Below are 14,987 nucleotides of genomic sequence, written 5' to 3' on the forward strand. Positions count from 1 at the left end.
ACGCACTCAAGTACTAAAGCTACTTGAGTGCATCTAAACAAGCCTCATCAAATTACACAACGATACATACACAAGTATTTCGTTGTCGGCACAGATTAAATCACCAAATCCATACAAACAGCATACACAAGCGGTTTTATGGACATTGTTTTGCGTGTGCCATACTACGCAAAATGCACAGTGCACGTAACTAGTGCCTCATTGTTTTTACAATTTTCTTCGTGCCCATGAGTGCACTCAAGTTCACGGTTTAACGGAGTCATCTTATGCAAGTCCTTAGAAAAGTTCTTGATAAGTGCATTATGTCCTTTTGCGTCTTGCTTTTTATGGCAATGACCTGCATCGGTACTTATCAGATCGTCACCCGTTACTTCTTTAACTCTCCAAGTACTATTTCTGAGGAGTTAATTACTTATAGCTTCACCTGGCTCTCAATTCTGTCAGCAGCCTATGTATTCGGTCAGCGTGGTCACCTTGCCATGGCTTTCGTTTATAACAAGTTCACTGGTGCTAAGCGCGTTTACTTGGACATGTTCTCCGAGATCTTGGTAATCCTTACTGCTGCACTGTTATTAGTTTACGGCGGCTATGTAATGGCTGCTGAAAACATGAATCAGCTTACCGCGTCTTTAGGCGTAAATATGGGTCTGATGTACGCAGTACTGCCATTATCTGGCGTCATCATTCTCATTTACGGTGTTCTTAACATGATTGATATGGTTAAGAAGCTTAAGGACCCTAATCTCGCTTCATATGGCGTAGAGCAAGAGAACGAGTAAGGAGAGGATCATGACTATTACTGTTGGTTTAACCATGGCTCTGGTGCTCGTAGGATTGCTCATCTTAGGTGTACCAATTTGTATTTCCATTGCCATTTCATCTGTATTAGCTGGTGCAGCTGCACTGGACTTTAATATGATGCTGCAGACTGGCGCTCAGCGTACTTTCTCTGGTATCTCCGTATTCACCCTTATCGCTATCCCATTCTTCATCCTCGCTGGCAATATCATGAATCGAGGAGGAATTGCGATAAGACTGATGAACTTTGCCCGTCTTTTAGTAGGTAAGGCTCCTGGTTCTTTTGCCCACACCAACACCATGGCTAATATGATGTTCGGTGCTATCTCTGGCTCTGGTGTAGCTGCTGCCTCTGCAATGGGTACTATCATTGGCCCAATTGCTGAAAAAGAAGGCTATTCTAAAAACTACATGGCCACTGTAAATATCGCATCAGCTCCTACTGGCCTGTTGATTCCACCATCAAACGTTTTAATTACCTACTCCTTAGTATCAGGCGGTACCTCTGTAGCAGCCTTATTCTTAGCTGGCTATATTCCAGGTATGCTCTGGGGCCTTGGCTGTATGATCGTAGGTTGCATTGCAGCTAAGCGTTTAGGCTACAAGGGCGACTCTCAGAAGATCACTCTGCCTCTTGCTATGAAGATTACTGTTGATGCTCTGCCAAGCTTACTTCTCATCGTAGTGGTAATCGGCGGTATTGTTAACGGTGCTTTCACCGCCACCGAAGGTGCTGTGGTAGCTGTAGTGTACTCACTCATTTTGTCATTCCTCTACCGCTCCATTACCTTTGCTGACTTAAAGAAGATTTACGCAGAATCTGCCATTATGACCGGCATTATTGTGTTATTGATTGGCGTATCTTCCATCATGTCTTGGGTTATTTCCTTTGTGAATATCCCAGCTGCTGTAGGCGATCTGTTAAACGGTATTTCCTCTAACAAGATTGTTATTCTGCTCATCATTAATATCTTCTTACTGTTCGTGGGCACTTTCTTAGATACCACTCCAGCAATTCTGATCTTTACTCCGATCTTCCTGCCAATTGCTATGCAGTGCGGTTTATCCCCTGTTGAGTTCGGTATCGTGATTGTATTCAACCTCTGTATTGGTACCATCACCCCACCAGTTGGCAACATCTTATTCGTAGGTGTTAAGGTTGCTAAGACCTCCATCGAGAGCGTTATCAAGCCACTGCTCCCATACTATGCAGTAATCTTGGCCGTGCTCATGCTGTGTACTTACTTCCCAGCCGTATCAAGCTTCATTCCAGAGCTTGCTGGCTATGATGCCACCTTAAAGTAAGTATTTATCCCACATAACCAAAGATGCTGCCCAGAATCAGCAGCATCTTAAAACGCAGCCTAAGCGCTGCATAAATTCAGATGCAGCCAAGGTGCTGCATATAGTTAAGATGCAGCCTAGGAGCTGCACATAATTAAGGTGCAGCGCCTCGCTGCATCAGTAAAGGCTGTGCAGCATTAAGCTGCATCAGTAAAGGCTGCGCAGCATTATGTTGCACAGCCTTACAATAAACTAAAGATACTTTTGACCATAGCCATCAAACACTTGTACTCAAAAGATCAATCCTTATCTTTGAGCACAGCTGTTTGCTGACTAAGCTTTCAGCATTAAAGATCAAAATACTAGCCATCAAAGCTGCATCTGAGCAGCCCAAACTAGAGTCAAGCAAGCTAGCCTACACTAAGGCATGGCAACAGCTTTGTTCTTAGTACGGCCTAGGTCATTGCAACAGCTTGTGCTGTGGCACCGCCTTAATGCTTGTCCCCATCTAGTTTTGGCTCTTAGGCTAAGGCTTATCGATAGGCGCATCTAAATTACTATTCCTAGCTAAGCGCGTTAATGCTTGGCCTAGTCGAGGTGTTCACATGAAACCATTTATGGACAAGGACTTCTTATTACAGACCGATACTGCTAAAGAGTTATTCCATGATCACGCGAGTAAGATGCCGGTAATCGATTACCACTGCCATATCAACCCAGCTGAGATCGCTTTAAACCATCAGTTTAAGAACATCACTGAAGCATGGCTTGGTGGCGATCACTACAAGTGGCGTATGATTCGCTCCAATGGCGTACCTGAGCGCCTCATTACTGGCAGCGACAGCACCGACTTTGAGAAGTTCGAGCAGTTTGCTAAGACTCTGCCTCGTGCTATTGGCAACCCTCTGTACCACTGGACTCACTTAGAGCTGCAGCGTTATTTTGGCATTGATAAGCCACTTAACGAGAAGACCTGCAAGGAAATCTGGGAAGAGTGTAATAGCAAGCTTGCTACCGATGAGTTCCGTGTGCAATCCATCATCAAGCGCTCCAACGTTAAGTTAATCGCTACTACTGATGATCCAGGTGACTCTTTAGAGTGGCACGCAAAGATTGCTAAGACTCCATTTGAGACCAAGGTGCTCCCAGCATGGCGTCCAGACAAGGCCATGAAGATCGAGAAGGAAAACTTCAAGGACTACGTAGAGCACATTGCCTCTTTAACTTCTCGTACCATTAAGACCTGCGCTGAGTTCTTTGACGCTTTAGATGTGCGTATGGAGTTCTTCAATCAGATGGGCTGTAAGGCCTCTGATCACGGTCTTGATTACGCTTACTGCCGCATTGTAGATGAGGGCACCTTAGAGAAGATCTTTGTTAAGGGCTTAAACAATGAGACCTTAACTGATGAGGAAATCGAAGCCTACAAGACCATGGTTTTAATCCATATGGCTAAGGGCTACACCAAGTACGGTTGGGTCATGCAGATGCACTACGGCGCTATCCGTGATCCTAACAGCCGCATGTTCCAAACCTTAGGTGCTGATACCGGCTTTGACTGCATCGACAATCGTGCCTGTGCTCGTGGCATCACCACCATGATGAATGCACTCTTAGAGCGTGATTCACTGCCTAAGATGATTTGGTATTCATTAAACCCATCTGACAATGCTGCGATTGGCTCTGCTATCGGCTCTTTCCAAGGCCCTGAGGCTCAAGGCAAGATCCAGCAAGGCTCTGCATGGTGGTTTAATGATACCTATCATGGCATGGTAGATCAGATGACCTCGCTTGCCTCACTGTCTGTACTTGGCAATTTTGTTGGCATGCTCACTGACTCAAGATCATTCCTCTCCTACACCCGCCATGAATACTTCCGCCGCATTATGTGTAACTTAATCGGCAACTTGGTTGAAAATGGCATGTATCCAAAGGATATGGAGTTCTTAGGCAAGATTGTTGAGGATATCTCCTTTAACAACACTAACCGCTACTTTAACTTCAACGTCTAAGTTAAAGCACTTATACATGTCCATCTAGCGCCCGCACATGGATCTTCAATGAAGTAAAAATTAACATGGAGCGCTAGATTAAAAGCATAAACAAAAACTCAAGTTTTGGCGCGTACGCGCTGGTGCTACTCAAAGGCAGCTGTATAGCTGCCTTTCTTTTTTTCACCCCACCACGTCGCTACCATCAGTCTATAAGACCAGCTCTCCCATCTAGCCATACATACAAGCAATGCCGCCCATACAAGCAGTGCCGCTTAAATGCCACTATTAGTGCCACTATGGCTCACCTAAAACAGAGAACCACGCATAGAGTCTAAACTCACAAGCTTCGTTTGCAGCTACTCAAATACAAAGGCCAAGTACAGATAAACTTGACATAGGCGATGAGGTTTGAGCATGAGGCTGGTGGTACTTAATTTGTTTCCTCCAAAAATGACAAAAGGCCATGGGTTTTATCCCATGGCCTTGTGCAAAAGCTTAAGGTGAGTTAACGCTTATTCGGCGTTAGTTACACCAGGAGTTGTAGTCTTGGTCTTAGCCTTTTCGCCTTCCTTAGCTTTTACAATATTAGTGAGCATAACTGACTCAATGGTGTTCTCTTCAACCTTTAAGATATCGAGCTTCCACTTAGTCATGGAGATCACTTCGCCAGCTTGTGGTACACGCTGTAGGTAATCAAGAATGAAGCCTGCAATGGTGTGATAGCTTTCTGAGGCTGGAACAGTAAAGCCAGTTAAACGAGAGATATCCTTTAAGATGGCATTACCCTCAATACGGAAGGTGCCTGGGCCAACACGTACTAACTCTGGAACTTCAGTCTGATCTGGCAGCTCACCTGCAATCTCTTCCATGATGTCATGTAAGGTAACGATACCCTCAAAGTTACCAAACTCATCAAAGACAAATGCAAAGTTCTTCTTAGACTTACGGAACTCTTCTAAAGCCTTAATCACTGAGACAGTTTCAGGCAGATACAGAGGTGTACGCACCTGGCACTCAAGTAAGAGCTCAGAGCTAATCTCTGCTTGTTTATTCTCGCTAATTAAAGCTGCAACTTTCTTTCCTGCATCCTTAGCACTATCTGTAGCATTAGGATTGTTTGGCAGCTCGATCTTACCGTTGTCGATACTCATCTTAACGGTGAGGATCTCATCACGCTTGATATAGCCAAGCGGAATCTCACGCTGAGAGTCTTTGTAAGCAACTAAACGAGAAGAACGATTGTCCTTAATGTCAGTTAAGATCTCTTCCATGCTCTCAGAGATATCAACCTGATTTACATCAGTACGGGCAGTCATCACAGCCTTAACAGGTAAGGAGCTTAGCTGCAGAACACGAGATACCATCTCTTTTTCAGTGTTGTTGAACACTTGAGATCCGGTACCCGATACGATAGCCTCTTTTAAGGTATGAACCTGATTTTGATTAGAACCTAAGAGTCTAAGTACTAAGTTAGCAGCTACTTCACGGCTTTGCAGACCAACCTTGCCACCTGTCTCACCGAGCTTTAAGGTATTCTTACGAGCAATCTGATTGAAGATCTCCATTAAGATGGAGAAGCCAATAGCTGCATAGAGGTAGCCCTTAGGTACATGGAAGCCTAAAGCCTCAACAATCAAGCTAAAGCCGATTAAGAGTAAGAAGCCTAAGCACAGAATAACTAAGGTTGGGTGGTGAGCCACGAACTCAGTAATGAAGCGGGATGCTAAGGTCATTACAGTCATAGCGATGATCACAGCAAACATCATGATGAAGACGTGATCAACCATACCTACTGCAGTAATGATAGAGTCGATGGAGAAGACGGCATCAAGTACCATAATCTGCAGGATTACCAAATACATAGCAGAACCAGCAGCCTTAGATACTGACAATTCCTCATCAAATCCCTCAAGTTTAGAATGCAACTCATGCACGGCTTTATATAAGAGGAAAACACCACCTACCATTAAGATGAGATCTCGACCTGTGATACCTTTTGAACCGATGTAGAACAGAGGCTCAATCATATTGACCACAAGCGAGATACTTGCAAGTAAGACCAGACGAATAGCCAGCGCACCTGCTAAACCAATATAGCGGGCCATATCGCGCTGCTTTTCTGGCAGCTTGGCTGAAAGAATCGCAATGAACACCAGGTTATCGATACCAAGAACAATCTCGATAACCACCAAGGTAGCAAGACCTAACCATGCTGTAGGATCAGACACCCAAGCCATATCGAACATGACTTGATGCACTGCCGTGGGATCCATAATATTTTTACCTTACTTACAATTAAAAAAACGGCCTTTACAAGAGTAGACACTATACTTGCACCAAGTGCCAAGCAAAATGCCTTGATCTAAGCTTTAGCCAATTGCAGCTCCCACACTCTAAAAAGAGTAGTTACCTGCAAAACAAGATTCCATGAAATAATTAAAACTACACGAGCCTCTTTGTCACATGTAATCTCCACGTACACCATCAATAACGGCTTATAAAGATCACTTACAAAGCAGCTCTTTAACCACAAGCGTAGCTTGAGATCTATATGTAGCAAGTATATGATTTTTGTCTCAGCCTTAAATTAGGCTAAAAGTATGATAGTACTCAAATCTGCTTAGCAATCCAAGCATGCTAACCGACTTATCTAAGCTCTCGCACAAAAAACGTAAGTATGACTATTAGTTTTGCACTATTAATAACATAGACCAAAGCTAAACAAACACAGTCCCAATAAGTATCAAGACCATACATACTCTTAAGTCGCCATGTCTAGTCATGGACAGCCTCAAGCCGCCCTGCCCATGGCCTAAGCAACAATGACTTTCCATGTACAGACATAGACAGCCTCAAGCTGCCCTACCCATATGCTTAGCCTAAGTACTAGCTTTGGATAAAAGTAAAGGATGAGACATTAGCTGCCTCATCCTTAATTAAAATGAGCCTTGAGCTTGCGCTGTTAGGCTTAAATAACTTTAGCGGCCGGAGCGACCACGAGTAAATGATTTGCCAGCACGTGCTGAAGCTGCGCCCTTACGACCCTGTTCACGAGATGAGCCTGAACGCTTGTCTGAGCTGTAGCTAAGCTTAAAAGACTTACCCTTCACATCACGGCCACGACCATAGCTCTTGCCTACGCGCATATCGCCTTCACGTGCATTGTTAGCAGATGCACCATTGTCAACTTGTGCCTTTGGCTTAGCAGAAACATTCTTACGCTGACGGTTTAAAGATGCAGAGATACGCAGTGGAGTAGTTGCATACTCTTCAGGCTTTAATGCAGCTAACTGAGCCTTAGAACGAAGCTTGTTAACCTCTGCTAAAGTAAGCTCACGGTACTGACCAGACTTCATACGTGGGTCAAGATCGAAGCCTGCATAGGAAATACGAATCAGACGGCTAACCTGCAGACCAACTGCTTCCCACAGACGACGTACTTCGCGGTTACGGCCTTCACGTAAGGATACGTGGAACCAGTGGTTACGATTGTCACCACCACGGTACTCGATAGCATCAAACTTGCCGATACCATCTTCAAGTAACACGCCTTCACGCAGCTGCTCTAACTGCTCTTCAGTTACGTCACCATAAACACGAACGGCGTAGACACGCTCAATACCATAGCGTGGGTGCATCAGCGCATGGGCAAGATCACCGTCAGTGGTAAATAAAAGCAAACCGGAGGTATTTAAGTCTAAGCGGCCAACGTTAATCCACTTACCAATCTCAAGTCGAGGTAAGTGATCGAAAACGGTTGGGCGATTTTGTGGATCGGATAAAGATGAGATCTCGCCTTCTGGCTTATAGTACATGAGGCAGCGATTCTCAAGCTTACGAGTCTTTGGAGAATAAACAATGCGGCCGTCAATCTTAACGGTGATGTCTTCATCCTCAGTACGGAAACCTAAGTTTACCTTCTTGCCGTTAACCTCTACACGACCAGACTCAATCATGCTCTCTAAGAAACGACGAGAGCCGATACCAGCATTGGCGAGTAATTTGTGCAGTTTTACACCGCTAACACGCTCTTCACTCTTGCCTTTAACTACTGCATTTACTGCAGCTTTTACATTACGCTTAGCAGCCTCAGCACGCTTTAAAGTCTTTTGCTCAGCAAAAGCACGGCCTTGGTTATTTGAACGTGTGCGACCGTCAAAGCTTAAGCCCTTGCGATCGTCGCGGGAGGAACGTGCTGGACCATCGCTCATACGACGTTGACCTTGAGATCTGCCGCCTTTAAAGCCATCATGTCCGCCTTTAAAAGAACGCTCCATACCTGCCCTTTTCTGCATCTTAAAGAATCCCTTCTTGAGTAATGTGCATTATGAATAAAACCTCGATGTTTGCTAATAAAAGCAGCATAGAACTTCATAACCGCTTTGAGAATACATATACTTATCGAGATAATACCGCCTTAAGAAAATACTTAAGGTTCAAAAGCTCGTGATAAGTATTTAGCAAACTAAGCTTACGACTAGAACACGACACTGAGCAGTAAATTACTCATTAGCCTTGCTCGTAGCATCTACAAAAATGCCTTGTGATGCTCGTAAACTGCAAGATGTGATCTTAGTTATGTTGCATAAGCAACAATGTAAGCTAAACTGATACCCATAGAATGGTTCTGAGAGCTTGCGTTATTAACCATGCCCCTGAATAATGCAGCATGCCATGAGAAACAATATCGCACTATGCGATAAGCATAGTGTGTACAAGGCACTGAATGGTGCATACAAATCGCTTTTGCATGCATTCTATGAGTATGATAATGAGGTGTAATAAGCTCAACATTATGCCATACCATTACCATAAAAATCGCATCGAGCGAAAATATTGGTACAATAGAGCATAATACTGTGCGTTTGCTACGTTTTGTGCAACTAAACGTGATCAATCTGAGCCAAAGCTTAAAGCTTACAAAGCCTAATAACTACATGGCTTTGAAAAGAACTGCCCATGAATCTTAGGCTAGAAACGCAAATAAACTATATTCATTGTGCCCTTAGACTCATATTTAAGACAAAGGATTTGTCTTGAGTACGATGTGGCAACAGCATTACGATACTCTGCACAGCAATCTAAGCACTACGGATACTAACGATTTGGTTAGGGATCCGCTTAAATAATTAAGATTGCCTCTTGCAGGACTGTAAGAACGAATCGGATCAAAGAGTTATGAATCAGGATGATATCAAGACCGTTACAGTCTCACTTCTAGGTGAAAGTTTCGCCCTGCGCTGCCATAAAAGTCAGGCAGCTTCACTACAAAGAGCTGTAGGCAAGACTCAGGAAATCACCGCTAAGATTCTGCGTGATAATCCAAGTCTGACCCCACAGCAAGCGGCTATCATTGCAGCTATTGAAAGCCAAAGCCAACTGCAGCGCTACTTAGACACCTCTACTCCTTTCCAGGAGCAGGCTATGGCGCTTATTCATCGCATCAAGCGCAATCTCAACAATATCGACGCAGATCAGTAGCATCAAGGCCAAGCTAATTGGCCGCACCTCTCCTGCCTCAATTGTGAGGCAGTCTCCCCTCATTAAAGATAGTACGCCCCATCTCAAGAGCTCCAGCATCATATAGCGACGCACTAATAGCGCTACCAAGTAACCTTCTTACGCCATAATGCTTACTCAGCCAAGATCTTAAGTTCCTAAAAACCTGCACTTTAGCATCATCAAAGACTTTAACATCAGCTAAGACTATGGCCACAGCCCTGACTTTAGAATCAACCAAGACCTCACATCAGACCTCAGCATCAGCTAAAGCTATGGCGTTAGCCCTGACTTATGCATGCGATAAAGACTTTTTGCCCTCTTGCATAATTACACCATGCTACGGCCGTATAATGTTCACGCAAACAAGATAAGCTATTAAAAGCTATAGATTAATTGAGTGAGGTTTTGCCGTGATAGTCAGTGCTTATAAGGAATGGCGCAAGAATGCCCGTAATGAGATTAGACAGAAGCGCAAAGCCCTGCATGAAGATGAGGTAGCTAAGTGCTCAGAGCTCGTACGACGTGTTGTGCTTGAGCATGAGTTCTTAAAACAAAACCGCTGTATTGCCTCATACCACAGCTTCTCTGGCGAGATTGATACTGTAGAGATCAACAAGGCTCTACGCCTTGCAGGTCACCATATGGCTCTGCCTGTGATTCATCCTGAAGAGAAAGGTCTAATGGACTTCTACTCTTATGAAAAACCAGAAGATCTCATCTTAAACCGCTTTAAGATCCCAGAGCCTGTAGTCAGTGAAGAGAATCTAGTACAACCTCATAACCTTGAAGTAGTCATCGTGCCTTTAGTTGGCTTTAATGAAAAAGGTGAGCGCCTTGGCATGGGCGGTGGCTATTATGACCGTATGTTAAAAAAGATAAGCTGTGAGTGCTTAACCTTAGGCCTTGCCTATGACTTTCAACTCATACCTGAGATCAAAAGCCAGCCTTGGGACATGCCTCTAGATGAGGTCATTACTCCAACTAAGCACTATATCTTCAACAAAAAGTACTAAGCTAACTTTGAGCATACAGATGCTCGTTATTTACAAGGCAGTATGGCCCACCGTAGGCCTATAGTGCATACCATCGCTTGGGCCAATACTACAAGCCATAACATAAGCCTATATAACTTACCTAACCTAGAGTAAACCTATAAAACTTAGCTACCCTTGCTACAGGCAAAAAGAAAGGGAGGTGCCATCTTTGGCATCTCCCTTCTTTTTTAGACTATGGCAGGCTGTGCTTGATACGCTACGTACTTAGCCTGCCTGACGTCTTAATTATTTTGACTCTTCTGGCTCGTTGTTAGACTCTTCGATAGCAGCCTTGATTTCGGCGTCTTCTTTGGTCTCAGGCTCAGCTGCGGCCTCTGCCTCAGCGGCAGTATCAGTCTCTACAGCAGCAGCGTCAGTCTCAGCAGTAGCATCAGACTCTACTACTGGAACATCAGAATTCATCTCGGAGGTCATTTCCTCAGTAGAAACTGCAGGAACATCACCGTCGATAGTAGGAACGTCAGCAGGAGCTGGAGCAGCTTGCTCAGCTACTGGAGCTGCGTCGATATTGGTGAAATCGCCAGTCTTAGTATTGTCTTGCTTCTGCAGGTAGCCGATTAAGAGGCAGATACCGAAGAAGATAATTGCTAAAGTCCAGGTGGAGCGAGTTAAGAAGTTACCAGAACCAGCTGAACCGAAAACGGTATTAGATGCACCTGCACCGAAGGAGGCGCCCATACCTGCACCCTTACCCTGCTGAACCAGGATTAAGGCAACAATGGCAATTGAAACTAAAAGCAGAAATACAATAACAATCTCGTACATAGCACAACCGTAAAAAAATGGATATTTTGGGCTGTGCAATGATACCGTTCAATGTCACTTTTATCAAGTCATAAAGCTTGCTAAGCCGCAAAAATAACACTCTCGTATCCAACAAGATCAGCATTATTTGCCCATATTTACCCACTAAATGGCCGATTGTAGGCTACATAAGAGCTTGCCCTTGTATAAAGCAAAAACCCGATATGATCACTCATATCGGGTCTTAATTGCACCATAAAATGGTCTTTAAACAATAATTTAACTATTTAAGCCATATAGTTTTGCTCAAAAGGCAAGGTCAATTCTTAAGCTCTGAGATACAGCGCACGAAGAAATAGCCAATGGCCCAAGCAAATATCTTTAGTTTAAAGAACCATATAGAAGCTAAAGAAAGTCAGCTCTCTTATGAGCCTTCAGCCTGCTTGCGGATGACATCGGCGATACGTACGGCCATATTGTGTACAACCTCGCGATCTTCACCTTCAACCATAACGCGGATTAATGGCTCAGTACCGCTCTTGCGTAGCAGTACACGTCCTTTATCCTGCAGCTCATTTTCAACAGCCTTAACCTCAGCCTTTACCTTTTCATCGTTAAGCGCGTCAAAGCCAGCAGTCAGTCGAATGTTGATAAGCTCCTGTGGGAACATGACTAAGTCAGCGGTAAGCTCATCTAAGCTCTTGCCAGTACGGATCATGGCCTTGAGCACCTGCAGTGCAGAGATAATACCGTCACCTGTTGAGGTGTGGTCTAAGCAGATGATGTGACCTGAGTTTTCACCGCCTAAGATCCAATCGCGCTTTAAGAGCTCTTCCATAACATAGCGATCACCAACTGCTGAACGGGTAAACTCAATATTGTGCTTCTTTAATGCCAGCTCAAAGCCTAGATTAGACATCTGAGTACCAACTACACCACCCTTGAGCTTGCCACGGCTAGCTCTGTCCATAGCGATGATGTATAAAAGTGCATCACCGTCTAAGACACGGCCATTCTTATTGACCATCATGACACGGTCACCATCGCCGTCAAAAGCTATACCTAAATCAGCCTTTGCTGAAAGTACACGCTCGCTTAAAGTATCTATGTGAGTAGAGCCAACACCGTCGTTAATGTTAATACCGTTTGGATCAACACCAACTAGTCTTACCTCAGCACCTAACTCTCTAAATACGAGTGGAGCAACATGATAAGTAGCACCGTTGGCGCAATCTAAAACAATGTGCTTACCTTCAAGACTCATACGTGAGTCAAAGGATGACTTACAGAACTCAACATAACGACCTGGAGCGTCAGACTGACGGTATGCACGACCAAACTCAGAAGGCTTAGCCATTTCAAGTTCAGACTCTAAAGCTTCTTCAATAGCCAGCTCAACATCATCAGGCAGCTTGGTACCCTCTGAAGAGAAGAACTTAATACCATTGTCATAAAAAGGATTATGAGAGGCAGAGATAACAACACCTAAGTCAGCGCGGAATGCTTTTGTCAGATAAGAAACCGCTGGAGTTGGCATTGGGCCTAAGAGTACAGTTGAAACACCAGCAGCGCTAAAACCAGCCTCTAAGGCAGCTTCTAACATATAGCCAGACAGACGGGTATCTTTACCGATAATTACACGGCCCTGATTGTTCTTCATCAGAACCTTACCTGCTGCCATACCTAACTTCATGACGAAGTCTGGAGTAATAGGAAACTGACCTACACGACCACGAACACCGTCAGTTCCAAAAAACTTGCGCTTTTTAGCTTGCATCGCTTCCCCTTAACCACACTGACATCCATAAACACTGCCTCATCGACGACAAAGGCTTAAAGGCATCAGCATAGTTTCCGACAGCAAAACTGTCATATCCTTTAACACATAAGGATCCTTACGATCCCACAACACAGTCAATGATTTTAACTCATGCTATAGGCAAAATCTGTATCACAAGACTAAAAAGCAACAAGCCACTTACCATTGCCCAATATTGAGCATTAGTAAGTGGCTTGTATATACCAAAAAGTTCAAATAAGTAGAGTGTTCATTACGCCTACGCACATCAAGTGAGTGCTATGCACATTTATAATCAATAAACACGACTACTTGTTCTCGTTTTTCTTCAGGCGGCCTAATGCCAGCTCCTTAAGACGGCGACCGATAGCGCGTGAGAGCTTAAATGGTCGAGCACTATGATTGAGTGCATGCCAGCTGTTAATTACCAAGGCGATGTCATAAACGCGATTAGTACGAATCATACGCACGCCCTGTTGCTCAGCAAAGATCGCCACAGTAGCAACGATGGACATAGACTGATTGACATTGTCCTTTTCAGCCACCATACGAGGCAGTGCACAGCTAATTGGTAGACCAAAGCTATTGAAGGTATTGAGACGACCAAACATCTTCAGACGGAAGTCAACTGAAGTGTCAATGCTAATCATTGGATCTAAGACAATACGCTGACGGTCAATGTGTGCATTGATACATGCATCTAAGCGCTCATAGAAGAACTCAGATACAGTAGCGCAAGGATCGCAGCAATCATCTTCAGTGAAGTTAACACTCTGATCCATGAGCATACATACGGCACACTTAATCTCAGCGACAGCCTCAAGTGCACCAGGCTGCGTTAACGCGAGCGGGTCTACAATCATCTGAGCACCACACTCAACTACCTTGCGCATGATAACAGGATCACTGGTGTACACCGCAGGGATAAGCTCAATATCTTTGATGGTCTCTAATGCTGCACATAGCATGTCAATCTCTGCATCTTGAGAGCAAGCATCCCTCTTGTGCTTATTAACACTGAGCTCAACAAAGGTAGCACCGCTTGCAGCATAGCCAGAGGCGATTTCGGCGATCTCGTCAAGGTCAAGTGGGTCATCAGTATTGAGATCGATGATGCCCATGATAAGTAGGCCTGATAACTCAACAGTGCTGTTTACTAACTTCAGTTCCACAATGAGATCCCCCAGTCTAAGGACGCCAAACAGAGTATCTTGATAATTAACATATTAGGACATCTTGAGCCTCAGACGTAAGCTAAGTTATTTAGTTGCGAGCATAGTCAAACTTTGAGTAACAAATGCCACTCCAAATCCTACTTAACTAAAAGCTCAAGCCTTATAAAACCTAACAAAATCGCCCCTCAACAAGACTAAACACCGAAACAGATACAGCGCACTAAAAGTTATCAAGCCACCAAAACTAAAAAGGCAGCCAATGGCTGCCCTTGTTTAGAAAAACAGTACTGCTCTACACGAGCATAATAAAAAACTTAGCCTAAGAGGCTTAAACCAAGCTGAGGACGGGTATTAGCCTGCATCAGCATGGAAGCAGCTGCCTGCTGAATAATGGACTGCTGAGATAAGTTAGCAGACTCTTCAGCAAAGTCAGCATCACGAATACGGCTGCGTGCATCAGCCTCGTTAGCAGCAACATTAGACTGATTGCGGATAGATGACTCAAGACGATTTTGCAAAGCGCCAAGATCAGCACGTGCGCCGTCAACCTTGGAGATCATAGAATCCATCAGTTCAACAATTGCAGCAATGGATGTAGCAGAAGTATCTGTAGCTGCTTTGGTAAGGGTTACAGTTA

10 protein-coding genes and 1 pseudogene are annotated in these 14,987 nt (G+C 44.3%); 5 read left to right on the forward strand and 6 right to left on the reverse strand.

Annotated elements, in window-relative coordinates:
- Window positions 1-266: 266 nt before the first annotated feature.
- From H524_RS14325 to uxaC, 3 genes are all read left to right on the forward strand, one after another.
- A complete protein-coding gene (locus H524_RS14325) occupies window positions 267-779 on the forward strand; it encodes a TRAP transporter small permease (RefSeq protein ID WP_044121513.1) in 513 nt (170 codons plus the stop codon).
- A gap of 10 nt (window positions 780-789) precedes the next feature.
- Window positions 790-2,103, forward strand: coding sequence for a TRAP transporter large permease (locus H524_RS0104825; RefSeq protein ID WP_027939403.1), 1,314 nt, complete (start codon window positions 790-792; stop codon window positions 2,101-2,103).
- 584 nt (window positions 2,104-2,687) lie between these two features.
- Entirely contained in the window at window positions 2,688-4,094 is a 1,407-nt protein-coding gene (uxaC, locus tag H524_RS0104835) for a glucuronate isomerase (protein ID WP_027939404.1), read from the forward strand.
- A 494-nt stretch (window positions 4,095-4,588) separates the two neighbouring features.
- Here the strand turns inward: uxaC and H524_RS14330 are convergent, their stop codons facing one another.
- Complete coding sequence (locus tag H524_RS14330; RefSeq protein ID WP_052338919.1) at window positions 4,589-6,349, reverse strand: TerC family protein; 1,761 nt, start codon at window positions 6,347-6,349, stop codon at window positions 4,589-4,591.
- Window positions 6,350-7,054: 705 nt separating this feature from the next.
- The gene (gene rluB / locus H524_RS0104850; RefSeq protein ID WP_156907543.1) at window positions 7,055-8,371 is read right to left on the reverse strand and encodes a 23S rRNA pseudouridine(2605) synthase RluB; all 1,317 of its coding nucleotides are present in this window, start codon (window positions 8,369-8,371) and stop codon (window positions 7,055-7,057) included.
- A gap of 883 nt (window positions 8,372-9,254) precedes the next feature.
- Here rluB and H524_RS0104855 point away from each other — a divergent pair.
- Entirely contained in the window at window positions 9,255-9,557 is a 303-nt protein-coding gene (locus H524_RS0104855) for a cell division protein ZapA (protein WP_027939406.1), read from the forward strand.
- A 431-nt stretch (window positions 9,558-9,988) separates the two neighbouring features.
- Complete coding sequence (locus H524_RS0104865; RefSeq protein WP_027939408.1) at window positions 9,989-10,591, forward strand: 5-formyltetrahydrofolate cyclo-ligase; 603 nt, start codon at window positions 9,989-9,991, stop codon at window positions 10,589-10,591.
- Window positions 10,592-11,083: 492 nt separating this feature from the next.
- Here H524_RS0104865 and secG read toward each other — a convergent pair.
- From secG to H524_RS0104885, 4 genes and pseudogenes are all read right to left on the reverse strand, one after another.
- Window positions 11,084-11,398 (reverse strand): annotated as a pseudogene (secG, locus tag H524_RS17725) (preprotein translocase subunit SecG); the annotation flags it as partial.
- 403 nt (window positions 11,399-11,801) lie between these two features.
- Window positions 11,802-13,154 (reverse strand): phosphoglucosamine mutase, encoded by a 1,353-nt coding sequence (gene glmM / locus H524_RS0104875; protein ID WP_027939409.1) that lies wholly within the window; start codon window positions 13,152-13,154, stop codon window positions 11,802-11,804.
- A gap of 329 nt (window positions 13,155-13,483) precedes the next feature.
- Window positions 13,484-14,347 carry a dihydropteroate synthase gene (locus H524_RS0104880; RefSeq protein WP_044121514.1) on the reverse strand — a complete coding sequence of 288 codons (864 nt, stop codon included), beginning with the start codon at window positions 14,345-14,347 and terminating at the stop codon, window positions 13,484-13,486.
- A 317-nt stretch (window positions 14,348-14,664) separates the two neighbouring features.
- Window positions 14,665-14,987, reverse strand: a 323-nt coding sequence (locus H524_RS0104885) for a flagellin (protein WP_027939411.1), incomplete at its 5' end; no start/stop codon positions are given.

The sequence above is a fragment of the Anaerobiospirillum succiniciproducens DSM 6400 genome (assembly GCF_000482845.1).
Lineage (GTDB): Bacteria > Pseudomonadota > Gammaproteobacteria > Enterobacterales > Succinivibrionaceae > Anaerobiospirillum > Anaerobiospirillum succiniciproducens.